Genomic DNA, 25653 nt, shown 5'->3' on the forward strand with positions numbered 1-25653 from the left:
ATTAAACCAAATTATAAATCAGTATGTTTAAAAATTCGAACTTAATCTTCATTGTCTGCTTATTACTCTTTGGGCAGCTGCCAAACAAGCTGTTGGCAAATATTGCTCAATCCGCTAATACCCTTCAACAACAAAAAATAACTGGTAAAGTCTTTAACTCTTCGGGAAGACCTATTAAAGGAGCTTCCATAAGCATCAATGGCAGTAATCAATCTACGGTTTCGGACCAAGCGGGGCACTTCAGTATTTCAGGTAAAATTGGAGACAGCCTAAAAATCAGCTTTTTGGGGTACCAAACAGCAAGCATTGTTGTAGACCAATTTGAAATCCAAATTACTTTAAAGGAATCAAGTGAGGTTATGGAGGAAGTCATTGTTATAGGATATGGAACAACCAGTAGAAAAAGTGTCATCGCGGCAGTAGATCAAATCAGTAAAAGTGCAATAGCGCATAGACCGGTTAGCAATCTTAGCCAAGCCTTACAAGGACTATCCCCAAGTTTAGGTATCCAACAGTTGAGTATGGATCCCAACAATAATCGAATGAATATAAATATTCGGGGAGTATCTACTTTAAACAGTAATAGCCCCCTAGTCGTTATAGATGGTTTAGTCAGTGATCAAGGTACATTAAACAATTTAAATCCATCTGATGTTGAAAATGTATCAATTTTAAAGGATGCAGGATCAGCCGCTATTTACGGCTCAAGATCTGCCAATGGCGTCATCTTGATAACGACCAAATCAGGGAAGAATAATCAAAAACCTCAGATCAATCTGTCAAGTATCACCGGAATCCAAGAGCCTAAAATCCTGTTCTCTCCAGTAAAAGGATACCAAAATGCAACTTTAAAAAACCTTGCCTTAACGAATGTAGGTAGTGATAATGAATTTACACCAGATGAAATTCAAGACTTATACCATCATCGAGATGAAGAAGAATGGAACTTCAAACAAATCCTACAACCCGCCTTACAACAGAACCACAATTTTTCTTTTACAGGTGGCGGAGAAAACAACAGTTATTTTTTATCGGGGGGATTTATGGATCAAAACAGCAACTTTGTTGGAAACAAAAATTATGGGATTCAACGCTATAATCTTCGCTCAAACCTAAAGGCTAGCTATGGTATTTTTACATTAAATTCTATCCTATCCTATTCCAGAAATAATGGATTAAATACGACTGCTACCAATGCGATAATTAATTCCTCCAGGTTACCACCTTACTATTATTACAAGATGCAAAGTGCGGATGGTAAATACCTAGTCAATAATGCGCTGACAGACCAAAATCCCCTTGGAGAATTAAATAATGGGGGTTATATCAAAAATGGCAATGATTATTTCAACGCCAATCTCGCTTTGGAAGTCAAGCTTTTTGAAGGTTTAAAAATAAAAGGGGTTTTTGGAGCAGACATCAATGCAAACCATCGCTTCATCCGACGTATCGAAGTTCCGCTTTACCCTCATCCAGATGCGGAAAAACCAAGTGTATTTATGAACTCCAATCGGAATACAGAAGATTTTAATTTAAAATCCTCCATCCTGAATTATCAATTTTTAATAGATTATGTCAAAAAGATCCATAAACATGACTTCAAGGCCTTTGTAGGTCTTACCAATGAGTCCTCGACCAGTCAAATCAATGAGATCAAGCTAAAATTTACGGATCCTATTTTAGGAACCCCCACAACAGGAACGGAAATAGACCCTGCTAGTAAAGTGTCTCCGCAAGGAACAAGAGAAACCAGCATTAGCTCTATCATTGGAAGGCTTAATTACGAATGGAATAACCGGTATTACTTGGAAGGCACCTTTCGATATGATGGATCTTCCCGATTTGCTAAAGAACATCGCTGGGGATTTTTTCCATCGATTTCTGCAGGATGGAGAATTACCGAGGAAGCATTTTTGCAAAACTATAAGGCCTCGATTGGAGATATTAAATTTCGCTCCTCTTATGGGGTATTAGGCAATCAAGATATTGACCCCTATCAATTCCTAACCATTTATTCCAGTTATAATAACGTATATGGATTCGACAATCAGGCTGTTGCCGGCGCAGGCTTTACCTATGGCAATAATGATTTACGATGGGAAAAAACTAAAAATTTCAATTTAGGATTGGATCTGTCTTTTTTAAATAATCAATTGACAGCCAATATCGATTACTTCATAAAAAACACCTCCGATATATTGATCACTCCAGAAATACCTTCCGTCTTCGGTACCGTATTGTCTAAAATGAATATAGGACGAATGAAAAATGAGGGTTGGGAATTTAATGTTACATATCGATTAAAAACAGGCAATTTTCAACATAACATCTCCGCCAACCTAGGCGATAACCATAACGTAGTAACTTATTTTGAAGATAAAATCCAGATTTCCAATGCGGACAATGTCATCAATTTAACGCGAGAAGGTTTACCTATCAAAACTTATTTTGGATATAATAAACAAGGACTGTTTCAAAATATTCAAGAAATCGAAACGGCCGCATTACCTGTAGGGATAAGTCCTTCCGATTTATCACCAGGAGATGTACGATACGTCGATCGCAATCATGATGGAATAATAGATTCAAGAGATCGATTTGTCTTAGGACATGGGTTTCCAAGATTTATCTACGGTTTAAATTATCAGGTAAATTTCAGAAACTTCGATTTTAGTATGTTATGGCAAGGGGTAGGCAAAAGAGATATGATGATCAGAGGCGAACTCGTAGAGCCATTTCATTCCAATTATTCGTATGCGATTTATCAGCATCAATTGGATTTTTGGACCCCAACAAATACGGATGCCAAATACCCTAGACTAACCGCTGCTGGTTCAGCTTCTACAAAAAACAATTACCAAATGGAATCCGATTTGTACAAATTCAGTGGACAATATGCCCGATTGAAAAACATTCAAATTGGATATACCATACCGAATGAAATAAGCAAAAAACTACAACTGGAGCAGGTTCGCTTTTTTGTAAACGCACAAAACTTATTAACCTTAAGCCTTAACTCTTGGATAGATCCTGAATCATCAGAGTTTGATGGAAATATGAATGGAAGGGCTAACAGCGCTAGAAATTACCCAACCTTAAAATATTATGGATTTGGTTTAAATGTAAAATTTTAAATAAGACCTGATGAAACTTAAAACCTCTATAAAATTGATGTATAGCATCATCACGTGTTTTGCAATTTCCTGCAATTCAATGGATCCCATCCCTACCGACAACTTTACGGATGCTACATTTTGGCAAAGTTCGGCCAATGCCGAATTGGTTGTGAATATGGCTTACAATCAAATGTACTCGGCAGATAAAATGTGGAATGACGAAGCGTTAAGCGACAACATATTCGAAGGTAGATCAAACACCAATCAACGATCGATAAGAAATGGACTTGTAGATCCATCATTAGGTTTATTTTCCTCCGAATGGGGCGATATCTATGCTGGAATAAAAACATGCCATGTTTTCCTGGCAAACATAGACAGAGTTCCAAATATAGACAGGCAATTGAAAAACAGGAGAATTGCAGAGATCCGTTTTATCAGAGCATACCTCTATTTCCGACTTATAAATTTTTACGGTGATGTCCCCTTCTTCAGCTCGGATATTTTACTGTCGGAAACTAACAGCATAAAAAGAACAAATAAAACGGTTGTCCTCCAATTTATCCATGATGAACTATCGGCTATAAGCTCCATCTTGCCTTCAAAAAATCAATTGTCGAAACTTGAAAACGGACGAATAACCAAGGGTGCTGTCCTGGCTTTTCAGGCTAGAGCCAATTTATATGAAGGAAATTGGCAAAAAACCGCCAATTATTGCGACAGCTTAATAAATAATCAAGCTATTTATGGCAATTATTCCCTATTCCCCAATTATGAAGGCTTATTCCAGAGGGAAAATGAAAATAACCAAGAAGTGATACTGGATTATTCTTATGTGCCATCCTTAAAAACTTGGAATAAATTATATGGAGCTGCTCCATTATCGGCAGGTGCAAATTTAAATGCCTATGCCCCATTACAAAGTTTGGTAGACAATTATTTAACCATCAACGGAAAAACTATTGCAGAGGATGCACATTATTCAGCAGATGATCCTTACAAAGATAGAGACCCCAGATTAGCAGCTACCGTCGTATTTCATGGTGCCAAATGGACAGCGTTCAATGGAAATATCCAAACGATTTACATAAAACCAGGTACGGGGAATAATGCGCAAGAAAGATTAGATAATTATTCCGGACCGAGTGCGAACTCTTCATCGACCGGTTACTATGTGAAAAAATATTATGACCGATCTGCCAGCGTAACTTTTGAATCTAGTTTAAATATTTTCATGTTCCGTTACGCGGACATTTTATTAATGTATGCAGAAGCAATGCAAGAATTAGGGAAATTTAATGCCTCAATATGGGATGATACTATTCGTAAAATTCGAGAAAGAGCAGGCTTCACCTCCTCAGATGCTTTATCCTATCCATCTGGAGCAACAAAAGAACAACTAAGCAACATCATTCGAAATGAAAGAAGATCTGAACTTGCCTTGGAAGGTCTCCGATATTATGATATCATTCGATGGAAAGCTGGAAAAACATATTTAGATGGGCCAGTATATGGCGCAAAATTCAGTAATGGAAACAGGGATTATATTCGTTTAGACAACCGTCGATTCGATGAAAACAGAGATTATCTTTGGTCGGTTCCTCAATCCCAACTTGATTTAAATAAAAACTTATTACCCAATAATCCAGGTCACTCTAATTAATAGCTAAATAAACTTGATCATGAAATCATTATTAAACTTGATACTATTTGCATTACTATGCATTAGCCTAAATTCCTGTAAAACAGATAACATGAATTTTACCGATGTTCAAATAACAACGGTAAATAATGTATTTGAACCTATTGACAATAAAAGCGTAAAACTACTGAGCTCAAGTTCAGCAAGTTTATTTTTTGAATGGGAAGCGGCCTTAACCGAAGATGGCGGAGCTGCCCAATATGAAATTGCTTTTGATAAAATTGGAGGTGATTTTTCGAAACCATTATATAAAGTAATATCTACCAATAAAGGCTTTGCCAGCAACGCTTACGTTTCCCATAAAATATTAAACACGGTTGCTTCTTTAGCTGGAATAAATCCGGGAGAAACAGGAGATATCCAATGGACAGTGATATCCTCAAGAGGAATAATACGTAAAACATCGGCTGTTGTAAGAAAATTAAAAATCACCAGTCTCCAAGGGTTTTCAGAGATTCCGAGTGAACTATTTATTACTGGTGAAGGTTCTGAAACAGGAAATTCGGTTAATCTTGCCTTACCTTTTAAATCTGTGGCAAATGGAGAATATGAAATTTACACAAAATTAGAAGCTGGCAAAAGCTATAAATTCATTGACAAAAAGGAAGAAAATGCAAGGTCATTTTACAGCGAAGATCAGGTGAAGTTAAAGGAATCGGATAATATGCCCGATATGAAAGTAGCGAAAACTGGCGTATATCGAATAGAAATAGACTTTAATGTGGCCAACATAAAATACACAGAAATAAAATCCGTGGGACTTTGGTTTTCACCTGAAGGCAAGGTGCTATTTGATTTACCATATGCAGGAAAAGGGATTTGGTCTGCAACACAAGTCATCAACTTTAAACAAGAAAGTTGGGGTAAAGATGAACGATACAAATTTCAACTTTCAATCTCCTCAAATGGCCAGGATGAAGTTGCACAATTGGGCACAAAAAACCCTACTGATAGCCGTCCAAACGCATCGAGTCCTGAATCTTATTACCATATAAAGATGGTACCCGTGGATCGATGGAATGATAAGTGGAAATTTGCGTTAGAGGTAGATGGAAAATCAACAGAGATCCGTGTTATCTTACAAGGAGATAAAGAGTATACACATCAAGTAACTGTAAAATAGAATAGGCTATGAAGATAAATACGACGATGCTCATCTTCTCTTTTATCCTGGTTCTAGGAAGTTGTGGTAAAATAGAAGACGAATACCAATTTACCGATGAAAGTTCCGTTTCTTGGGAAGAAACTGCAGATAAAACCTCGCAGAAATTAATAGATGCATTCTGGAATAAGGATGGATATTTTAATTATGGAAGTGATGAAACTGATTTAGGATTTCAATATTGGCCAAATGCACATGCCATGGATGTTGTAATCGATGATTATTTACGAACAAATGATGAAAAATATAGGCCTTACTTCGATCGTTGGTTTGAAGGCATTAAGTTGAAAAATGGCGGCAGCTATTACAATAACTACTACGACGACATGCAATGGAATGCCTTAACGTTTCTTCGATTACATGAAATCACAAAAGATCAAAAATATTTAGATGCCACAATCCTATTATGGGAAGACATTATCAAGGGTTGGAATACCGAGTTTGCTGGAGGGGGAATTGCTTGGAAAAAAGACCTCTTGTATTCGAAAAATGCCTGTTCCAACGGACCCGCGAGTATTTTAGCAGCAAGATTGTATAAGGTAACTAAAAATCAAACGTATCTTGATTGGGCAATCAAGATTTATGAATGGGAAAAAGAGGTTCTTTTTGACCGTTCAACCGGCGCAGTATATGATCATTTCAATGGACAAACGGATGTCATCGCTCGTTTTTCCTTAACCTATAATCAAGGCACCTTTTTGGGTACTGCTGTAGAATTATACAACATTAGCAAGGATCCTATTTATTTAAATGATGCCCAAAAAATTGTGAATTATACCATAACGAAATGCATAGATGCCAGTAATAATGTATTAAGGCATGAGGGTATTGGGGATGGTGCCATGTTTAAAGGCATTTTCATCCGATACTTCGTGCAATACTTATTAGTCGATGAGATTAGTGATGCTTTTAGAAGTAAGTTTGAGAACTTTTTTCTACATAATGCAAAAACAGCTTTAACTCTAGGAACTGATCATAGTTTACTGCTATTTAGTCCTTCATGGACTGAAAAGCCTTCTGCCAGCAGCACATTAACTTGCCAAGCAAGTGCTGCCATGCTTTTTGAGGGTTTGGCACATCTCCGAAAGCATAAACCATAATGAATTTAAACTAGGTTGACCTTTAAAAGGATAATCTTTAATGTTATTTTTTAGCGTTTTCTGCATACAGAAAACGCTTTTTATTTTTTTGAAGAATTTTATTATTAAGACTAAAAAATTCCTAGAACATATTAATAACTTTGCAAGGAAGGCAGAAATTATCGGAAAATAATATATTGTAAGCGCGATAATAGCTAACATACGATTGCGTAAAATACATATAAAACAATATTTTCGAGCATTTATTGGTAATTTCGCTGGAACATTTGAATTGAATTGAACCAGAATTAAAGATACTATCATTACAAGAATGAAAGAATGCATTTTAATGATCGGCGCTAATGGGCAAATTGGCTCAGAATTAGCTGCAGCGCTACGATTAAAATTTGGTACTCCTGCGGTCATTACCTCCGACATCAGAGCGCCAAAAGAATTAGCTGAAGGAGAATTATTTGAAACCCTGAACGTATTAGATAAAGAGAGCATCAAGGCCCTTCTTATTAAATACAAACCAACACAAATCTATTTATTGGCAGCCATGCTTTCCGCTACTGGCGAACAATATCCTCAAAAAGCTTGGGATTTGAACATGAATGGCTTATTGAATGTGTTGGATTTAGCGGTTGAATTAGGAATTAAAAAAATATTTTGGCCAAGTTCCATTGCGGTTTTCGGACCACACTCTCCGAAAGTAAATACCTCCCAATATTGTATCATGGATCCAAACAGTATTTATGGGATCAGTAAATTAGCTGGAGAAAGACTTTGTGAATATTATCATAACAAATACGGTTTGGATATCCGTAGCATTCGCTATCCAGGCATCATTTCTTGGCGTACAGAACCAGGAGGAGGCACCACAGATTATGCTATACACATCTTCTTTGAGGCCATTCGTTCAGGCAAATACACTTCATTTTTAGCAGAAGGAACAGAATTACCAATGCTGTATATGGACGACGCGGTGCGCGGAACTATTGAATTGATGGATGCGCCTGAAGATAATTTAACGATACGTTCAAGTTATAATTTAGCAGGAATAAGTTTTACGCCAAAACAAATTGCTGAAGAAATTAAAAAAATTCTACCTAATTTTGAGGTATCATATGCAGATAACGATCCTAGACAAGCAATTGCAGATTCATGGCCAAAAAGCATTGATGACACGCAAGCTCGCGAAGATTGGGGCTGGAAACCTACCTATGATCTGACAGAAATGACAAAAGACATGTTAGACAACCTAAAAATTAAATTACAATAAAATGGGAAGAGCTTTCGAATTTAGAAAAGAAAGGAAATTTAAACGCTGGGCCAAAATGGCCGTACAATTTACACGTTTAGGCAAGGAGATTGCCATGGCTGTTAAAGAGGCTGGACCGCATCCAGATAATAATTCTCGTTTGCGTACAGCTATGCAGAATGCCAAGGCCGTAAATATGCCCAAAGACCGTGTAGAAGCAGCAATTAAAAGAGCTTCTGAAAAAGATGCGAAAGGATATGAAGAATATGTATACGAAGGATATGGTCCTCATGGTGTACCTGTACTGATTGAAACAGCTACAGACAACACCAATAGAACAGTAGGGAATATCCGTAGTTACTTCACAAAATCAGGAGGCTCATTAGGTAAAACTGGATCCTTAGATTTTATATTTCAGCGTAAATCAATTTTCCGATTCCCAGCGACAGAAGATTTGGATGTAGAGGAATTAGAATTAGAACTAATTGATGGCGGTTTAGATGAATTATATGTCGAGGCTGATGAAGAAGGAAATGATATCGTAGTGGTACAAACTTCTTTTGAAGACTTCGGAAATATGCAAAGACTACTGGAAGAAAAAGGGATAGAAGTTTCTTCGGCAAAATTGGAGCGAATTTCATTATCTCACAGTACGCTGACTGAAGAACAGGCCGCAGACGTCTTAAAACTAATTGATAAAATAGAAGAAGATGATGATGTCCAGGCGGTTTACCACAATATGGATTAATCCAAGTATTAAAAAAAGATTAAAAAAAGGAGGGTTATGATATAATCCTCCTTTTTTAATGCCTGATTAATTACATTTGTATATGCTAACGATTGTTGAATTTTTTTCTAAAAAGAAAATAAACCTTAAGGCTATAGAAAAAGAACAGCCAGAACTATACCTTGAATTCGCTCGGGATTATGGTCAAATGGGAGAAAAAAGTTTTGATCATAGCAAGAAGTTTTGGTTTAATAAGCTTCGGAAACAATACCTATTAGCGGATGAGCCTGTTACTCTTGAAAGTAAATCTCCGACGATAAATACAGCTCAAAACATTGAAAACCAAACTACAGCCGCTAAACCAACAGGGTTTAAACCGAAATTTAGAGCAGCGTCAACTAGCAGTTCTCCAGTAATTCCTGAAGAATCAAATGAAGCAATTGTTCCATCTGCAGATCATGCTTCTAACGTTTCTACAAACACCAAGGAATCTACCGCAGCAGTATCCGGTTTTAAGCCAAGATTTAAAGCTAGCCAGGTCCCACAAAAAACAGAAGAAACAAGCGATAATCCTTCGGTAGAACCTCAAGTATCTACGGAAGATCCTGTTGCTGCCAATAAACCGGCAGGGTTTAAGCCCAGGTTTAAAGCCAGTCAGGTACCACAAAAAATAGAAGAAACAAGCGATAATCCTTCGGTAGAACCTCAAGTACCTACGGAAGATCCTGTTGCTGCCAATAAACCGGCAGGATTTAAGCCCAGGTTTAAAGCCAGTCAGCTCCCACAAAAAATAGAAGAAACAAGCGATAATCCTTCGGTAGAACCTCAAGTAACTACGGAAGATCCTGTTGCTGCCAATAAACCGGCAGGATTTAAGCCCAGGTTTAAAGCCAGTCAGGTGCCACAAAAAACAGAAGAAACAAGCGATAATCCTTCGGTAGAACCTCAAGTATCTACGGAAGCCCCTGGTGCTGCCAATAAACCGGCAGGATTTAAGCCCAGGTTTAAAGCCAGTCAGCTCCCACAAAAAACAGAAGAAACAAGCGATAATCCTTCGGTAGAACCTCATGTATCTACGGAAGAACCTGGTGCTGCCAATAAACCGGCAGGATTTAAGCCCAGGTTTAAAGCCAGTCAGCTCCCACAAAAAATAGAAGACATTAACAAAATCCCTGTTATGCGTGAAGAAGATCATTCTGCTACAGAAATCCCTTCCATAACATCTACCTCAATTGATCAGCATTCAGCTCATCAATCTAAAGAAACATCTGCCAATGAAACCAATGCTAAACCTTTAGGCTTTAAACCTAAAATTAAAAATAGCATAAAAACAAATCCCAAAAACGAAGGTGAGATGGGTACAGATGAACAATTGTAAAATCAATTGTATTTTTTATATTTTTATAATCCAAATAAAACATAAGTTATGTTAAAAGAAGAGAGGCAAGCCTATATCATACATCAAATTAATATTCACAATAAAGTATTATCTTCCGATTTAAGTGTACAACTTAATGTATCTGAAGATACCATCCGACGAGATCTCAATGATTTAGCAGAAAGTGGCCAAGTATTAAAAGTATATGGTGGTGCCCTATCCAAATCTTTTCAATATCCATTTCAAGAAGGAAATGTATATGCTAAAGAAGCCAAAAAAGAAATTGCTTCTAAGGCGATCACTTTGATACAAAGTGGAATGACTATTTTAGTTGGTGGTGGAACGAGCATGATCGAATTGGCTAGATTAGTTCCAAAAGACATTCAATGTACTTTTTTCACCATAAGTCCTTTAGTTGCTTTAGAATTAGCAGAGAAGGAAAATTTAGAAGTGATATTATTGGGCGGGAAATTGTCTAGAAACACCAATGTGGTTACTGGTTCACAAGTCATCAATGAACTTTCCGAGTTAAAAGTAGACTTATGCTTGTTAGGAACGAATAGTATTTCCGTAGAGGAAGGCATTACTGATTCAGATTGGGAGGTAGTTCAAATCAAGAAAGCCATGATAAAATGCGCTAAGAAGTTGGGGATTTTGAGTATCGTGGAAAAATTAAATTCAAATCAAAAAATGCGGGTTTGCCCACTAAAAGATATCAACTATTTAATTACAGATTTAGACCCTCAACATAAAAATTTGAAAGAGTTTAGTCAGTATATTACGGTAATATAACGCAGAAAGATCTTATTTTTTTATTTTTAATCGAATGGCTCGCTCTACGAGCCATTTATTGCTTTCAATAAATAGATTGTGCCAAAGCATGTTGTAGTCTATCTTTCGATTGAAAACGGTACGCTTTACCTGTTTTAATAGCGATTTGAATTGATATCTTGCTAGGCCATTAAAGGGTTTTGCATAATAAGCGGCATGGTGTAATTCCCATTCTTTAATCGCAAATTGGTTGACATATTCTGTATAATCCGCAGACATCAATTTTTCTTGTAATCGATGAAGTTCAACATCCGATTGTTCACGTTCCATCAAGCTTACTTGTTCAGCTTTTTTGTTTAACAATTGAACTTGATGATGCACTAAGTTTTTATGATCAAATTCCAAGGTTAAAAGACCTCCGGTATTCCATTGAGGATGGTTGGAAGGATAATCGAAATAAAAGTTACCCAAGCTATAGCAAATCAATTTACCCTCATAAGTTTCCACCGCTTGAACAACATGAGGATGATGACCGACAATAACATCTGCCCCAGCATGCAACAAGGCCCGATAACGGCTTCTCCATTCTGGAATAGGAACATCTAATAATTCCACACCGGCATGTACTTGGATAATTAAGACATCCACTTTCGATTTCCAATAGGAAATGGCTTGTTCCGTCTGCTCGGCATTAACCCATGCATGTCCAAAATCTCTATCACCATTTAAAGCACCATAACCATTTTCACCAAATGCCATAAATCCATAGCTGATGTCGTCCAACACCCGTATTTGCGCTGCATAAGCTAGGTCTTCTCCACCTACACCTATAATCATCTCTTTTGGAAATGCAGCTATAGTATTTTGGAGACCTAAATCGCCATAATCGTAAATATGATTGTTCGCTAAACTAAATAGGTTAAAGCCCATGTCCAATAATAGACGAGGAGCATCTACAGATTGAGAAACCAATGGACCTGTTTTTTGAATAGGCGAACCATATCCAGTTAAGGGGGCTTCAAAATTGCAAGATAAGACATCTGCTGAATCGAACAAGGATTTTAGTTCTGCGGATAATACGGGTTTACTTGATAAGACCGCATCTCCTACAAAAATGAATTTATGCTTGTTTTTGGTAGACATTTCGCTGCTTTAATAATGATTCAATAGGCTTTATGGTAATATAAGCAAAATAGGCATCGATTAGTTCATTTTTAGCGCCCAATAGTTTAAGAACGCCTTTAACCTTGGGGGTATGCATCAATGTTTGAAATATTCGTTCCTTGGTTCCAATATTTGATATCTTCTGATTAATCCATTCCAGATATGCTGGTTGAATAGCTTCTTTTAATAGTGTGACATCAAGCGGCTTTAATTCTTCATGCAATAAAGCGTAATAATTCAAAGAATTCTGATAAGTATATTGATGCTTTTCCTCTTCAAAGAGTATTCCTTGTTTCCTAAAAAAATCACGTTGCCATATACGATCAGCTTTTCGATCTACAGGTAAATTCAGCATAGCTAAGGCTAAATCTTCTTGTATAAATGGGGAATACCCCGGGAATCCTAAGGCAGAAGGCACAGTAATTAAGTATTGTAGAAGCATCATTTTGGTGCGCATAGCCGTGATGATTCTAAAATCTGGATCTTTTAAATTTTCTTTTTGTTGATCAAAAATAGGCTCTGCTAAGTGGGTATAATCCCGACCTGTGGCTCGACTCGCATCGGCACTCATGCCATGGGTATACCCTAATGTTCTATATTCTTGAGAGGAAGAAATTAATGGAACTTTAACCGCTCCTGCCCAAGCATCGCCAATGATTCCACTTAATAAGTGTAATTTCTGACCAGCTTCCCTTTCTTGGATTTTCTTGTAAAATTCAATATGATAGGTACCCGATGCGCCAACACTGGGACCAAATTGATCATACCAATCACCCATATATTGGTTAAATTGACCCAAGGGTATTCTTGACCATTGAGTTCCGAGTCGTTGTGACAAAAGGTTCGCATAAACAGATTCTCTAGATTCTCCTTGATTCAGCGAAGTGCCATAAGTATAGGCATGAATTCTGTCTTTATCCTTAATCAATATATTCATCAATCGGGAGTCAAAACCTCCACTCGTTGGTATTAAAATTGGCTCTGAAAAGCTAGATGCCCATTGATTGACCGACTGTTGAATTTTATGTAGGACCTCCTCTTCATGGGTTTGTTTTCCCAACAAGGAAATGGTTTGATCCGAATGCTCTTGTATCTTTAGTTTACCAGCTACCAATTGCAAACTTTGGTTAGGGAGTAAAAACTTCACATCTTTAACAGGAGTTCTACCGAATACCGCATAACCAAAATCTAAGTAAGCGGACAAACCGTCCATGTCTATTTCTAAATTGGCAAAATCAATCACCTCATGAATATCCGTACTATATTTACCCGTTTTTTCATGATAGAAAACAGTTTGATAAGCTACCCAATGACCTTTAATCACTTCCATTAATTTTTATTTGCAAACTTTTTGTTCAATAAAGAAAGTATTTCCAACCATATCGCATTTTTTATTAAATGGTTTATCGATAAATAGATAATAGCAAATATGATTGTTTGAATTGCTATAAGCAATAGTTTATTAGACACAAATTGATAATACAGGGGAAGGTAAGCCAAAACACCTGCAATTAGACTAATGAGTAGGGACGGAAATAGATCTTTAAGTTGCGCTAGAATTTGATAACCATACACCGGTTTACTCATCCTACAGGCAATAAGGTAACAGGTGATTCGAACAGCAATTTGTCCATATATGATGCCAAAGACCCCATAAGGATACGTGAAATAAAAAACTAAAACGGCTAAAAATAGTTTAACAAGCTCTAACCTTAAACCAAACTTGGATTTCCCTTTTATTGTAATAAAATTTACATTCATATCGGTCAAGGCAATAAAAATACCTGAAAAACAGAGCCATTGAAACATCGGGATGGAAGGGATCCATTCCTTCCCCAAGAACGTTTTGAACGCAGGATCCGCCACACAAATAGCCAGGAAACTTACAGGAAAAAGGGCAAAAGCTAAGGAAGACATCGTTTTCCTACAGGCATTTAAAAACCTTGGCTGATCGTCTTGTATGGGGGCTAATGTCGAAAGCGTGGTACCTTGAATAATGGATGAAATCAACATATTGGGTGTTTCTCCCCATCTATTTCCATTATAATACTGTCCACTTTCATTAGGAGACACGACTTTATTCATCATGAAGGTATATAAGGGAGACATCAGTTTACCCAACATATTGGCCATCATAAACATAAAAGAAAAGGAAAGGTGCTTTTTAATGATGGAAAAATCAAATGATATATGGAATTTCCAATCTCCCCAACACCAAAATAATAATGTTCTGATACTGGAATATATGGGCATCTGCAATACTAAAGCCCATATTCCATATCCATAATAGGCAAGGATACAGACAAAAATACCAGAGCAGAGGATGGATATTACATTGGCCTTAGCAACGATATTAAAATCGAATCTCTTCAATACTTTGACATACTGCACAATACCAAATGAATGGATGATTAATTGTAAAAATAGCACACGAGCATAGGTACTCAGATTATCAATACCTTGAAATTTTTCTATCCAAGGAGCAAGAAAAAAAAGAAGACTATATAAAGAGATACTTACGAGGATATTAAACGTAAAAATGGTACTGTAATCCCTCTCACCCACCTCTTTACTTCGAACTAAAGAGGTTGCTAAACCCGAGTCTACAAATGAGGTGGCGATAACCGTAAAAATATTAATAGCAGCAATTACTGTATAATTTTCAGGATCCAATAAATTTGCGAGAACAACCCCAATGATCATTGTCACAGCCTGACTACCAAACCTATCTATTGCATTCCAATAAAGACCTTTGATGGTAATATGCTTTGTGTTTTCGCTCATGCAGTTATTTAATCCACAAATTTAGGAAAGATTCCGATTCCGACTAATAAAATCTTTAAACCTCAAGGATGGAATTTTGAGATAATTGCATATTTCCATTTTTTACTACAAAAGCCATATAAAATGACAATATCCTAAGCAAATCCATATTATCTACATATATTTGATTTTGGATTGAATCATTTCAGACAGCATGCTAGCACCTATTGCTTTATTTGTTTATAATAGACCACATCACACTAGAAAAACGTTGCAAGCCTTGGAAAACAATTTGCTTGCGGAAGAATCGGATATTTACATATTTTCAGACGCAGCTAAAAACGCGAATGATATTGAGATGGTGAATCAAGTAAGGTCTATTATTCGGGAGCCCTGGAAATTTAAGCATATCTATATCATTGAAAGAGCACAAAATAAAGGTTTAGCAACCAGTATCATCGAAGGTGTTAGTCAAGTTCTTGAAAAACATGGCCGAATCATCGTGTTAGAAGATGATTTAGAAACCTCTCCTTTCGCCCTACAATATTTCAATGATGGGTTGAATCATTTTGAGCATGAAGAGAAAGTAATGGAAATAAGTGGGTATATGTATCCTGTTGAAAAGCCAAAAAGTCTTCAACAATCCTTTTTCTTTCGGGTGGCCAATAGTTGGGGCTGGGCGACATGGGCAAGGGCATGGAAACATTTCAATCCAGACATCGAAGCCTTAACAAAAGACTTTAAAAGAAAAGATATCAAGCGATTTAGCATAGACCATTCGGAAAACTTTTGGAAACAGGTCAATCAATTTAAAGCGGGAAAAATCAATTCGTGGGCTATTCGTTGGTACTTAAGCGTATTTAATCAGGATGGTTTAGTATTATATCCTAGACGATCATTTATTCAAAACATAGGAACTGACGGTTCTGGGACACATTCTGATGCTGATCAGGTGTATAAAGTAGAGTTAGCAGCAAAACCTGTAATGCGGTTTCCAAAACTTATCCAAGAAGATCCTATGGCATATCAAGCCATAAAACATTTTTATAAAAATAGAAAAGGAAATTTCTTTGCACGATTAGCGCGATTTATCGAGAAGAAATTAGCATCCTATAGAAAAAACAAAGGGGAAAACTAGTTTTCCCCTTTGTTTTTAAAAAATAAGGTTCGCTTCGTTTTTGCAATCAATTCATAGTTTTTATGCAGCATATATTGATAAATCTCCGATTGCTCAAGTTCAAATATACCTAGTGCCTCCTCCACTAATACAAATGTAGGACTGTATCTTTCCCAATCATTAGATTTCAAAACAATAAAATCAAATCCTTCTGCATCAATCGATAGAAAGTCTATTTTCTTTCCTTTTGGAACATGCTTTTCCAAAACCTCAATTAACGGCAGCGTAGGGACGGGTATTGTTTTCAATAATTTATATTTCGCATATAATCCATCTCTTTGTTCGGAGATCTCTTGGGAGAACCCGTTTAACGCAGGCTCATTAAAACAATAATAGGTTAGCTCCTGCGGACTTTCACTAATCCCAATATTTAAATTGATATCTCTTGATCTAAAAAATTTAAACCATTTCATGGATTCGGGAGATGGTTCGATGTTGATTCCTCGCCATCCTTTTTTATAGAAATACATCGTATTTGAAAATCGATACGGATGATGCGCTCCCACATCTACATAAAATCCTTTATAATTTTTTCTGTTTTCATAGAAGCTGCGGATGACCATATCCTCCCCTTCTTGGGAAAATGATTGGGCACGAAAAAACTTATCTATCGGGAAATACTTAAGTATTGTCTTCTTAATGGATGACATGAATAATGAGGGTAAAGTTTAAATTGTTTAAATAGAAAGTTTAATCTTTCATGCCCTCAAGTTAAGATATTCATGAATATTATTCAATTAATTTTAATTTTTTATATTGATTTTGAATCATCCTGTAATATTTGGATTGCATCGCATCACAAGTCAATGATTTATAGGTAAGGAGATATTCTTCGTTGAGATTTAGAATAAAGATAAGGAATCTTAATCTATGCCTAGTATATCTTAATGAGAATCTGTCTTGAATGAATAGAAACATGTTCAAAAGCACTTTTCCTACAATCCCATAAGTTCCCATTCCATCTTCGGTTGTCTCCAACATACATTCGTTTTTTGAATAATTAGATTATGGGCGCGTATATGATTGATTCCATTATTTATTGGCTATCAGAATGAAAAGTGACACTCTTTAATGTGAAAACAGAACTCATATTAAAAATCTTTATTTACAATCTATTTAGGACCTATCAATGAGTAAAAAATGATGAATAGACTTTCAAAAATACCCTATTCAAAATCACACCTATCAATTTAAACCATGCAATCTATATCAACCTATTAACAAGATTTTCCTATTTTTGATCCAAATTCTACTATTACACATCGATTTCAATGGCTGATCCTACCATTTCTATCATTACCGTCGTTTACAATAATGTAAGGGACATACGCTATACGCTTGAGTCAGTAGCAAAACAGTCCTATCCGCATATTGAGTACATCATTATTGATGGTTTATCTACCGATGGCACCTTAGAAGCAATAGAAGAATATAAAGCGAAGATCACACATTTACGATCCGAAAAGGACAATGGAATATATGACGCCATGAATAAAGGGCTCCGAATGGCCACAGGGGATTATGTATTATTTTTAAATTCCGGAGATGAGTTATTCGATGAGCTTACCATTGAAAAGATCTTCAACAATTGCCAATATGCTGACATCTATTATGGAGAAACCAAATTAATTAACGAAGATAGACAGGTATTAGGCGATCGAAGACATCAAACACCAGACACCTTTACTTGGAAATCCTTTAAATATGGCATGAATATCTGCCACCAAGCCATTTATATCAAGCGCAGCCTGGTAGAACCTTATAATTTGGATTATAAATTAAGTGCAGATATCGATTGGGTAATTCGTGCAGCAAAAAAATCTAAAAACATCATCAATGTAAAAGATTATGTTGCAAAATATTTAGTAGGCGGAATGTCTCAACAACGCCATCGACAAAGTTTAAAAGAACGATATCAGATATTTTCAAAATACTACGGAACTATTCCAAACTTTATAAACCACGGAATTATTGCATTTCGATTACTCCTACACAGACTTCAACATGGAAAAACCAGAGACTAACGCAATGAATCCAAACATCTTAGTAGAACTTGCAAATACTAAAATGCCTTTTGGAAAATACCAAGGATATCTTCTTTGTCGTTTACCAGAACCTTATTTGGTTTGGTTTAAAAGTAAAGGCTTTCCTCCAGGAAAAATTGGAATGCTTTTGGAAACTTTATATGAAATAAAATTAAATGGTTTAGAATATTTATTGACCCCATTAATCAAAAAGTGATCCTTATCAATTTTTAGTTTTTAGTTTTCCGTATATTTGCATAAACTTTTTAACATTAAACGCCGTTTGCAGCGGTATCAATGAATATATGGCACAATATCAAACATTACTGTACTATTGCTACAGTCCTATCGAACATGCGGAACAATTCGCAGAAAACCACTTAGCATTTTGTAAATCATTAAATCTTGTTGGCCGCATTATTGTTGCGGATGAAGGGTTAAATGGAACAGTTTCAGGCACACCTGAGTCTTGTAAAACCTATATGGAACATTTGCATGCGGATGAACGTTTTCAAAAAACAGAATTTAAAATAGATGAGGTCGAAGAACCTTCATTTATCAAAATGCATTGCCGGTATAAACCAGAAATTGTTCATTCAGGTTTACGCGATCCAAAAATAATTAATCCCAATATACAGACCGGTAAACACTTGGAACCCCAAGAGTTTCTAGAGATGAAAGACCAGGAGGATGTGATTATTTTAGATGTGCGTTCTAATTATGAACATAATGTAGGGCGTTTCAAAAATGCAGTTACTTTAGACATCGAAAATTTCAGGGAATTCCCAGAAAAAATTAAGGATTTAGAACAATACAAAGGCAAGAAAATTCTAACCTATTGTACTGGAGGAATTAAATGCGAAAAAGCATCAGCACTTCTATTAAAAGAAGGATTTGAGGATGTGTATCAATTGCATGGAGGCATCATTAAATACGGAAAAGAAGCAGGTGGCGAAGATTTTGAAGGTGAATGTTATGTATTTGATAACCGTGTTTCGGTACCCGTTAATGCCGTAAACCCTAGCATTGTTTCTACTTGCAAAAACTGTGGTAAAACGACTGCAAAAATGATTAACTGTGCAAATCCAGTGTGTAACGAACACTTCACGCAATGTGATGACTGCGGCTGGGAATTAGACGGCTGTTGTTCAGTTGATTGCAAATCAAATCCTAGAAAAAGAGAATACGACGGAACAGGATATTATGTGAAAATTCCGCAACCTGTCAATGAGGACAAAATATCCAAAAGAAAACATAAGAAACTAGTGAAGAATTAATTCATTTGTATCCATAAAAAAACCACTAATAAAATTAGTGGTTTTTTTATATTCCATATGGAAAGCAGAATGAGTAATTCGGCTAATTTACTTTTTCCATCTCCAATCTCCTGAAATAACAAGAGGAGTTTTCAATTCCTTTTCAACTAACATCTTGACAATCTCGTCATCTAAATATCTATCTGCAGGAATTACATCTAAATTTGCTAAGATGTATAAATATGCACAGCCAATGCGAACCGTTTGTTCCATACCAGCCTGATCGATCAAAGAGAACACATCCTTATTCGAATGGTAAAATTGACCGGCATTATTAGGCAATTGGCCACCGCGTCCAGTACCGCTAGGAACTCCTTGCAACATAAACGGTTGATGATCACTATTCAACCCAACTTCCACGGCATTTTCATTTTTGAAGGCTGGATCTACTTGTGCATATATTGCGCCATATTGCTTCAGAACATCGCTCATCTCTGGTCTGCTCATGGCAAAACCTACTGGAGCATTCACCATATCAAAATTGAGCATATATTTAATTTGATCGATGGATTTGGTCTTCAGAGCGTCTTTCACATAAGCCTTAGAGCCTAACAAACCTTGCTCTTCACCCATGAAAAGCACAAAATCTATACTTCGTTTAGATTGCAATTGTAATGCTTTAAATGTCCTAGCCATATCGATGACCGCAAAAGATCCCAAACCATTATCCACTGCACCTGTTGCTAGATCCCAACTATCCAAATGTCCGCCAATCACAATTTTTTCATTTGCTTTATCTGTCCCTGGGATATGCACAATAACATTCCTTGCTTGAGACTTTGCCGACTTATTACGCATAGCAATGGAAGCGCTTAACTTATCAACTTTCAAAGCTTCCTTCCACTTCATACCATCCTCATACCCTATACATACAGCAGGAATTTTGATCAATTTGCCCGTGATAGAAGCTGTTCCAGTCAATAAAACTTGATTACGTACACTATTGATGAATATAATTCCTTTCGCCCCATGTCGGTAGGCTAATGCCGTTTTTTGAGAACGATGAAGATTCTTTACATTCGGACCCGAATTGGGTAATATATGAAGAAATACCAAGGCAATTTTACCTTTTACCGCACCTGGTTTAGCCAAATAATCAACCTCTAAGCCATTACCCATATCCACCAAATCAGCAGTTACATCTGCTTTAATCGGTGAATGAGCTAAAGCAACACTAGCTACCTCTTCCCCTGCTAAGCGCAAAGACAGCGATTCTCTAGACCATGCCACCGCCTCAAAAGGTTGGTAAGAAACATCTAAGCCATAAGACTTGAGTAATTCATAAACATATTCTTCTGCTTTTGCACCATTTGTAGATCCCGTCATGCGATGTCCTAAATTGGTCGTACTGAACTTTAATCGTTCATAAGCCTCCGAATGATTGTTAACTTCTTCGTAAATACGTGTAAATGTGGGCTTCATTTGCTCTTGAGCGAAACCCAATTGGAATAAAAATAATAAACAGTTTAGGTAGATAAATTTCATAAGAGCAAAGTAACGAAATATCAACTATAAGGCCTATTTATTACTGAATTTCCACTGTACGTAGTTAATATTTTTATCTTCTGCTAAATATTTTCGCTCATAGTACGTTTTTATAGACAATACTTCATTCACTAATTCCGAATGATATAAATCAGTAGTCTCCTTGAGCTTCGCTAATTGTTGTGCATCTATTTGTTCTAAGGTATATGCGTAAAAACCATCATTATCCGTTTTTAAATGCATGATTCCTTGTTCTACTAAAATCTGTTTGTATCTTTCCAAAAAAACTGGATTTGTCAATCTCTTTTTCTCACGACTATCTTGAGGTTGAGGATCTGGAAATGTAATCCAAATCTCACTGATTTCACCCGCTTCAAAGTATTCCAAGATAGTTTCGATTTGAATTCTTAAAAAACCCACATTAGCAATACCTTCTTCCAATGCTGTTTTTGCACCCCTCCATATCCTATTTCCTTTATAATCAATTCCTATAAAATTAGTCGTCGGAAATAACTTCGCTAGATTTACTGTATATTCCCCTTTTCCACAAGCCAATTCCAATACGATTGGTTGCTTATTTTGAAAAAAATCCTGAGCCCATTTTCCTTTAAATGCCTTACCTTCATCTAATTGTTTAACGTTCTTGAAGGTTGCAATCTCTGCAAATTTTCTTAATTTATCCTTACCCATTGCAAATAGTTAAGTCGCAAAATTAACCTTATATTTGCACTAAACAAGATATTCTGGTGGAAAAACAAGCTAAAATATACATCGCAGGACATAGAGGGATGGTTGGATCAGCCATTGTTAGGAAATTAACAGATCTAGGTTACAAAAACCTGATTTGTAAATCATCTGCAGACTTAGATTTAAGAGATCAGCAAGCGGTAAAGGCATTTTTTGAGCAAGAAAAACCAGAATACGTGTTCCTTGCTGCTGCAAAAGTCGGGGGAATATTAGCAAATAACACCTATCGTGCAGATTTTATTTATGAAAATATTGCCATCCAAAACAATGTTATTCATTTTGCACATGAGAATAAGGTTAAAAAACTTCTATTTTTAGGATCAAGCTGCATCTATCCCAAATTAGCTCCTCAACCATTAAAGGAAGATTCTTTACTTACCGGTTTATTAGAATATACCAATGAACCTTATGCCATAGCAAAAATAGCAGGAATAAAAATGTGTGAATCTTATCGCCTTCAATATGGCGATAACTTTATATCGGTTATGCCGACAAATCTGTATGGCAAAAATGACAATTATCATCCCGAAAATTCCCATGTACTTCCAGCCCTCATCCGTAGGTTCCATGAAGCTAAATTGAATAATATCCCTCAGGTTAGTATTTGGGGAACTGGAAGCCCCCTAAGAGAATTCATGTACGCAGATGATTTAGCCGATGCCTGTTATTTTTTAATGGAAAATTACAATGACATTCAATTCATCAATATTGGTGTAGGAGAAGACATCAGCATTAAAGACCTGGCATTATTAATCAAAGAAATAGTGGGGTATGAAGGAGAATTAGTGTTTGATGTTAGCAAGCCAGATGGAACACCAAGAAAATTAATGGATGTAAGTAAACTAAGTGCATTAGGATGGAAAGCGTCCACAGGCCTTAAAGAAGGAATTACATTAGCCTACCAAGACTTTCTGGCTAAATCCATATAGATCAGCTTTTCCATTTACAAGATAAACAGAGAAGCCTATTAAAAATTAATAGGCTTCACTGTCTTTTGGTATACCATATATATTATCCTGCACACTTTCCTCTGCCGTTATCATTGGCGGATTTAAAGGTGCCGTCGGATTTATCACCTCTCCAATAGGTTCATTTCCTTTTTTCTTCTTTTTTTTCGGTTTAATCAAGTCGGTCAATTTACCAATTATACTATGTACCGAACCTTGATTTACTTGGCTTGCTGCAGTTTCTGAGGCTAATAAAACTAAACCTTTTTTAATCCAACCCGAATTCTTGAGCAAAGTTTTATTTAAAACTAAGGGTAGACCAACTTGAAGGGTCTTAGTCAACCAATCACCTTTATGTTTACCAGAGGTAACTTCTCCTATCCCTGAAATCAACCCTTTCATCGTACTAATTCCAGGAACACGATTAAATACCATGTTCAAAATACGTGATGGGGCCTCCACCTTATGTTTCAACAATTGATATTGATGTCCAAGAAACTGCTCCTGCTCTATTTTTTTAGCCTTAAGCCGACTAATTTCTGCAGTAAGATCATCCATATTGGTGATACTTGACCGCGTATTCAATGGTGAATTAATTCCGTTCATGTTGTTGACTTTCTACTTGATCATCCACTGTTTCTACTTCAGGATTTGAATTATTTTCGACTGGATTGTTTATTTTTTCTTCAACAGGTTCATCTTCATCATCCCATTTCGCGAGTATCCTCTTTATCGTCAAATTCATAAACTTAGCTTCCAACTTAGGTTCCAACGCGCGAATAATCAATAAAATAATAAAGAATATACCTCCTGTGGTTAAAAAGCCTAAAGAATAACTTCCTAAGATTTCGCCCAAATAGAAACCCAACGCTAAAGAAACAAAAAAGACAATCAATAAGGATAATAGAACCTTACTTACATCTAAGATTAAGGAACCGAAAATCCTAGACATTCTTGAAATCGCTTTTAACTTCGCTAATTCAACTTGTGTCTCAAGATATTCTTTTGACTTATTAAAGCTTTCTGAAAATGAAAATTTTTGCTCTTCCATGCATGTTATCCTATACGCCAACAATATATATTCCTATCTCTCACTAGGGCCTAAAATTGAAGAACCCTTCACTATTTATTTTCTAAACAAGCCTTAGGCATGCTCTTCAATTTCATCATCCAAGTCAGCAGAAACCTTAGTAACTTTAGTCTTCAATGTGGAAACTATTTTTTCTTTTAAATCATTCAATTGATCAAACTGCTCTTCAGCACGTTCTTTTATTGCATCACTCAAATCCGCTAGTGATTCATTAATTTTTTCACGAGTTTCACTCCCTTTTTCTGGAGCAAACAAAATTCCCAAAACTGCTCCCGCAGCTAATCCAGCTAATAATGCTGTAATGATTTTACCGTTATCGTTCATTGTACACCGCCTTTTAATATCAAAATTAATTCTTTTGTAATATATAACTTTATAACAAAAAACAGACCGAATCGTTTTAAAAAATTACAAAACATAATTAAATCCATCTCTTTTTCGTCATTGCATTCCTATTGTTTCTCAATAATATCCGATGGATGTATTAGTAATATACAAATCAATATATAGTTTTATATAATTTATTTAACTTTAAGTAAATTATCGAAAGGAGTATGCTCGTAAAAACTTATAGTAGTGCCGTTTTTGGCATAGATGCCACCACCATCGCTGTGGAAGTCAATGTAACTGCAGGAACCAAATATTATATCGTCGGACTACCCGACAATGCTGTCAAAGAGAGCATTCAACGCATAGAAAGTGCCATAATGTCTATAAAATACAGCATGCCAAGGCAGAAAATCGTCGTGAATCTTGCCCCTGCAGATATTCGAAAAGAAGGATCTTCCTATGATTTAGCCATTGCCATTGGATTATTATGCGCTTCCAACCAACTTCCTACTCAGAATCTACATAAATATATCATATTAGGAGAACTTAATTTAGATGGCAAAGTTCAACCCATCAAAGGGGCTTTGCCTATTGCCCTTCAAGCTAAGAAAGATGGGTTTGAAGGAATTATCTTACCTGCTACCAACGCAGATGAGGCCGCTATAGTTGAAGGAATTTCCATCTACCCCATCCATCATTTTAAAGAAGCCGTTGATTTTATATTAGGAACTTTAATTATTCCAGCTACTCAAGTCAATATTCAAGAATTATTTGAAAATCAAATCAATAACTATGAATTAGATTTTGCAGACGTAAAAGGACAAGATAATATTAAGCGTGCTTTAGAAATTGCTGCCGCAGGTGGACACAATGCTATTTTAATTGGACCTCCCGGCGCAGGTAAAACCATGTTGGCAAAACGTATTCCTTCCATATTACCTCCACTCACTATTGAAGAGTCCTTAGAAACAACCAAAATTCATTCGGTTACTGGACTATTAGGTACTGTTTCTTCTTTACTAACGATCCGTCCATTTAGAGCGCCACATCATACCATTTCAGACATTGCCTTAGTTGGAGGGGGCACACATCCGCAACCTGGTGAAATATCCCTTGCCAACCATGGTGTACTATTCTTAGATGAACTACCAGAATTTAAAAGAACAGTTTTAGAGGTCATGCGACAACCCTTAGAATCAAGAAGTATCAGCATTTCCAGAGCAAAGTTTACCGTGGAATATCCTGCGAGTTTTATGCTCATTGCCGCCATGAATCCTTGCCCTTGTGGATTTTTCAATCATCCCTCTAGACCCTGTATATGTGGATCTCAAATCGTTCAACGTTATATCAGCAAAATATCTGGCCCCTTATTAGACCGAATCGATATCCATATTGAAGTAACACCCGTTGAATT

General features: G+C 36.3%; 23 protein-coding genes. 14 read left to right on the plus strand and 9 right to left on the minus strand.

Features of this window, described 5'->3' with window-relative positions; genetic code table 11:
* Window positions 1-23 precede the first annotated feature (23 nt).
* The 8 genes from ACFRAE_RS14320 to ACFRAE_RS14355 all read left to right on the plus strand — a co-directional run bounded on the left by ACFRAE_RS14320 (window position 24) and on the right by ACFRAE_RS14355 (window position 11217).
* Window positions 24-3134, plus strand: a complete 3111-nt coding sequence (locus tag ACFRAE_RS14320) for a SusC/RagA family TonB-linked outer membrane protein (protein ID WP_422797851.1) — start codon at window positions 24-26, stop codon at window positions 3132-3134.
* Window positions 3135-3144: 10 nt separating this feature from the next.
* Window positions 3145-4779 (plus strand): RagB/SusD family nutrient uptake outer membrane protein, encoded by a 1635-nt coding sequence (locus ACFRAE_RS14325; RefSeq protein ID WP_422797852.1) that lies wholly within the window; start codon window positions 3145-3147, stop codon window positions 4777-4779.
* A gap of 91 nt (window positions 4780-4870) precedes the next feature.
* Window positions 4871-5941 carry a SusE domain-containing protein gene (locus ACFRAE_RS14330; protein ID WP_422797853.1) on the plus strand — a complete coding sequence of 357 codons (1071 nt, stop codon included), beginning with the start codon at window positions 4871-4873 and terminating at the stop codon, window positions 5939-5941.
* An 8-nt stretch (window positions 5942-5949) separates the two neighbouring features.
* Window positions 5950-7080 (plus strand): glycoside hydrolase family 76 protein, encoded by a 1131-nt coding sequence (locus ACFRAE_RS14335; RefSeq protein WP_422797854.1) that lies wholly within the window; start codon window positions 5950-5952, stop codon window positions 7078-7080.
* Between the two features lie 310 nt (window positions 7081-7390).
* Complete coding sequence (locus tag ACFRAE_RS14340) at window positions 7391-8341, plus strand: NAD-dependent epimerase/dehydratase family protein (protein ID WP_422797855.1); 951 nt, start codon at window positions 7391-7393, stop codon at window positions 8339-8341.
* A gap of 1 nt (window position 8342) precedes the next feature.
* Entirely contained in the window at window positions 8343-9068 is a 726-nt protein-coding gene (locus ACFRAE_RS14345; protein WP_422797856.1) for a YebC/PmpR family DNA-binding transcriptional regulator, read from the plus strand.
* Window positions 9069-9150: 82 nt separating this feature from the next.
* Window positions 9151-10425 carry a hypothetical protein gene (locus tag ACFRAE_RS14350; protein WP_422797857.1) on the plus strand — a complete coding sequence of 425 codons (1275 nt, stop codon included), beginning with the start codon at window positions 9151-9153 and terminating at the stop codon, window positions 10423-10425.
* Window positions 10426-10473: 48 nt separating this feature from the next.
* Window positions 10474-11217: a DeoR/GlpR family DNA-binding transcription regulator gene (locus ACFRAE_RS14355; RefSeq protein WP_422797858.1), complete on the plus strand. Its 744-nt coding sequence runs from the start codon at window positions 10474-10476 to the stop codon at window positions 11215-11217.
* A gap of 12 nt (window positions 11218-11229) precedes the next feature.
* Here ACFRAE_RS14355 and ACFRAE_RS14360 read toward each other — a convergent pair whose 3' ends face one another.
* Genes ACFRAE_RS14360 through ACFRAE_RS14370 form a run of 3 tightly spaced genes read right to left on the minus strand, consistent with a single transcriptional unit; the run spans window position 11230 to window position 15144 of the window.
* Complete coding sequence (locus tag ACFRAE_RS14360) at window positions 11230-12339, minus strand: CapA family protein (RefSeq protein WP_422797859.1); 1110 nt, start codon at window positions 12337-12339, stop codon at window positions 11230-11232.
* Window positions 12317-13690, minus strand: coding sequence for a hypothetical protein (locus ACFRAE_RS14365; protein WP_422797860.1), 1374 nt, complete (start codon window positions 13688-13690; stop codon window positions 12317-12319). The genes ACFRAE_RS14360 and ACFRAE_RS14365 overlap by 23 nt, the downstream gene beginning before the upstream one ends.
* Window positions 13690-15144, minus strand: coding sequence for a lipopolysaccharide biosynthesis protein (locus tag ACFRAE_RS14370; protein ID WP_422797861.1), 1455 nt, complete (start codon window positions 15142-15144; stop codon window positions 13690-13692). The genes ACFRAE_RS14365 and ACFRAE_RS14370 overlap by 1 nt, the downstream gene beginning before the upstream one ends.
* A 193-nt stretch (window positions 15145-15337) precedes the next feature.
* Between ACFRAE_RS14370 and ACFRAE_RS14375 the strand changes: the two genes are divergently transcribed.
* A complete protein-coding gene (locus ACFRAE_RS14375) occupies window positions 15338-16261 on the plus strand; it encodes a glycosyltransferase (RefSeq protein ID WP_422797862.1) in 924 nt (307 codons plus the stop codon).
* Here the strand turns inward: ACFRAE_RS14375 and ACFRAE_RS14380 are convergent.
* The gene (locus ACFRAE_RS14380) at window positions 16258-16950 is read right to left on the minus strand and encodes an FkbM family methyltransferase (RefSeq protein ID WP_422797863.1); all 693 of its coding nucleotides are present in this window, start codon (window positions 16948-16950) and stop codon (window positions 16258-16260) included. The two genes, ACFRAE_RS14375 and ACFRAE_RS14380, sit on opposite strands and share 4 nt — an antisense overlap.
* 621 nt (window positions 16951-17571) lie before the next feature.
* Here ACFRAE_RS14380 and ACFRAE_RS14385 point away from each other — a divergent pair.
* The 3 genes from ACFRAE_RS14385 (at window position 17572) to ACFRAE_RS14395 (ending at window position 19601) form a co-directional block, all read left to right on the plus strand.
* Window positions 17572-18324 (plus strand): glycosyltransferase family 2 protein, encoded by a 753-nt coding sequence (locus ACFRAE_RS14385; RefSeq protein ID WP_422797864.1) that lies wholly within the window; start codon window positions 17572-17574, stop codon window positions 18322-18324.
* Complete coding sequence (locus ACFRAE_RS14390) at window positions 18305-18541, plus strand: DUF3820 family protein (protein ID WP_422797865.1); 237 nt, start codon at window positions 18305-18307, stop codon at window positions 18539-18541. The genes ACFRAE_RS14385 and ACFRAE_RS14390 overlap by 20 nt, the downstream gene beginning before the upstream one ends.
* An 88-nt stretch (window positions 18542-18629) precedes the next feature.
* A complete protein-coding gene (locus tag ACFRAE_RS14395) occupies window positions 18630-19601 on the plus strand; it encodes a rhodanese-related sulfurtransferase (RefSeq protein ID WP_422797866.1) in 972 nt (323 codons plus the stop codon).
* Window positions 19602-19688: 87 nt separating this feature from the next.
* Here ACFRAE_RS14395 and ACFRAE_RS14400 read toward each other — a convergent pair whose 3' ends face one another.
* Together ACFRAE_RS14400 and trmB are read right to left on the minus strand one after the other, a co-directional pair.
* On the minus strand, window positions 19689-21125 hold the full coding sequence (locus ACFRAE_RS14400) for a M28 family peptidase (RefSeq protein ID WP_422797867.1): 1437 nt from the start codon (window positions 21123-21125) through the stop codon (window positions 19689-19691).
* 33 nt (window positions 21126-21158) lie between these two features.
* Window positions 21159-21815, minus strand: coding sequence for a tRNA (guanosine(46)-N7)-methyltransferase TrmB (gene trmB, locus ACFRAE_RS14405; RefSeq protein WP_422797868.1), 657 nt, complete (start codon window positions 21813-21815; stop codon window positions 21159-21161).
* A gap of 56 nt (window positions 21816-21871) precedes the next feature.
* Between trmB and fcl the strand changes: the two genes are divergently transcribed.
* Entirely contained in the window at window positions 21872-22801 is a 930-nt protein-coding gene (gene fcl, locus ACFRAE_RS14410) for a GDP-L-fucose synthase (protein ID WP_422797869.1), read from the plus strand.
* 45 nt (window positions 22802-22846) lie between these two features.
* On the opposite strand, the gene ACFRAE_RS14415 is transcribed toward fcl, so the two are convergent.
* The 3 genes from ACFRAE_RS14415 to ACFRAE_RS14425 all read right to left on the minus strand — a co-directional run bounded on the left by ACFRAE_RS14415 (window position 22847) and on the right by ACFRAE_RS14425 (window position 24233).
* Complete coding sequence (locus ACFRAE_RS14415; RefSeq protein ID WP_422797870.1) at window positions 22847-23425, minus strand: hypothetical protein; 579 nt, start codon at window positions 23423-23425, stop codon at window positions 22847-22849.
* Entirely contained in the window at window positions 23412-23870 is a 459-nt protein-coding gene (locus tag ACFRAE_RS14420) for a hypothetical protein (RefSeq protein WP_422797871.1), read from the minus strand. The genes ACFRAE_RS14415 and ACFRAE_RS14420 overlap by 14 nt, the downstream gene beginning before the upstream one ends.
* 93 nt (window positions 23871-23963) lie before the next feature.
* Window positions 23964-24233 (minus strand): YtxH domain-containing protein, encoded by a 270-nt coding sequence (locus ACFRAE_RS14425; protein WP_422797872.1) that lies wholly within the window; start codon window positions 24231-24233, stop codon window positions 23964-23966.
* A gap of 230 nt (window positions 24234-24463) precedes the next feature.
* Between ACFRAE_RS14425 and ACFRAE_RS14430 the strand changes: the two genes are divergently transcribed.
* Window positions 24464-25653, plus strand: a 1190-nt coding sequence (locus tag ACFRAE_RS14430; RefSeq protein ID WP_422797873.1) for a YifB family Mg chelatase-like AAA ATPase, incomplete at its 3' end; no start/stop codon positions are given.

The sequence above is a fragment of the Sphingobacterium sp. HJSM2_6 genome, assembly GCF_049316305.1.
In the GTDB taxonomy this organism is placed as follows: Bacteria; Bacteroidota; Bacteroidia; order Sphingobacteriales; family Sphingobacteriaceae; genus Sphingobacterium.

Coding starts and splice junctions, on each gene's coding strand:
- ACFRAE_RS14320 (WP_422797851.1), top strand. CDS start 24: ATGTTTAAAAATTCGAACTTAATCTTCATTGTCTGCTTATTACTCTTT.
- ACFRAE_RS14425 (WP_422797872.1), bottom strand. CDS start 24,233: ATGAACGATAACGGTAAAATCATTACAGCATTATTAGCTGGATTAGCT.
- ACFRAE_RS14360 (WP_422797859.1), bottom strand. CDS start 12,339: ATGTCTACCAAAAACAAGCATAAATTCATTTTTGTAGGAGATGCGGTC.
- ACFRAE_RS14385 (WP_422797864.1), top strand. CDS start 17,572: ATGGCTGATCCTACCATTTCTATCATTACCGTCGTTTACAATAATGTA.
- ACFRAE_RS14350 (WP_422797857.1), top strand. CDS start 9,151: ATGCTAACGATTGTTGAATTTTTTTCTAAAAAGAAAATAAACCTTAAG.
- ACFRAE_RS14330 (WP_422797853.1), top strand. CDS start 4,871: ATGAATTTTACCGATGTTCAAATAACAACGGTAAATAATGTATTTGAA.
- ACFRAE_RS14365 (WP_422797860.1), bottom strand. CDS start 13,690: ATGGAAGTGATTAAAGGTCATTGGGTAGCTTATCAAACTGTTTTCTAT.
- ACFRAE_RS14390 (WP_422797865.1), top strand. CDS start 18,305: ATGGAAAAACCAGAGACTAACGCAATGAATCCAAACATCTTAGTAGAA.
- ACFRAE_RS14335 (WP_422797854.1), top strand. CDS start 5,950: ATGAAGATAAATACGACGATGCTCATCTTCTCTTTTATCCTGGTTCTA.
- ACFRAE_RS14355 (WP_422797858.1), top strand. CDS start 10,474: ATGTTAAAAGAAGAGAGGCAAGCCTATATCATACATCAAATTAATATT.
- ACFRAE_RS14420 (WP_422797871.1), bottom strand. CDS start 23,870: ATGGAAGAGCAAAAATTTTCATTTTCAGAAAGCTTTAATAAGTCAAAA.
- trmB (WP_422797868.1), bottom strand. CDS start 21,815: ATGGGTAAGGATAAATTAAGAAAATTTGCAGAGATTGCAACCTTCAAG.
- ACFRAE_RS14370 (WP_422797861.1), bottom strand. CDS start 15,144: ATGAGCGAAAACACAAAGCATATTACCATCAAAGGTCTTTATTGGAAT.
- ACFRAE_RS14340 (WP_422797855.1), top strand. CDS start 7,391: ATGAAAGAATGCATTTTAATGATCGGCGCTAATGGGCAAATTGGCTCA.
- ACFRAE_RS14345 (WP_422797856.1), top strand. CDS start 8,343: ATGGGAAGAGCTTTCGAATTTAGAAAAGAAAGGAAATTTAAACGCTGG.
- ACFRAE_RS14400 (WP_422797867.1), bottom strand. CDS start 21,125: ATGAAATTTATCTACCTAAACTGTTTATTATTTTTATTCCAATTGGGT.
- ACFRAE_RS14395 (WP_422797866.1), top strand. CDS start 18,630: ATGGCACAATATCAAACATTACTGTACTATTGCTACAGTCCTATCGAA.
- ACFRAE_RS14375 (WP_422797862.1), top strand. CDS start 15,338: ATGCTAGCACCTATTGCTTTATTTGTTTATAATAGACCACATCACACT.
- ACFRAE_RS14325 (WP_422797852.1), top strand. CDS start 3,145: ATGAAACTTAAAACCTCTATAAAATTGATGTATAGCATCATCACGTGT.
- ACFRAE_RS14415 (WP_422797870.1), bottom strand. CDS start 23,425: ATGAACGGAATTAATTCACCATTGAATACGCGGTCAAGTATCACCAAT.
- ACFRAE_RS14380 (WP_422797863.1), bottom strand. CDS start 16,950: ATGTCATCCATTAAGAAGACAATACTTAAGTATTTCCCGATAGATAAG.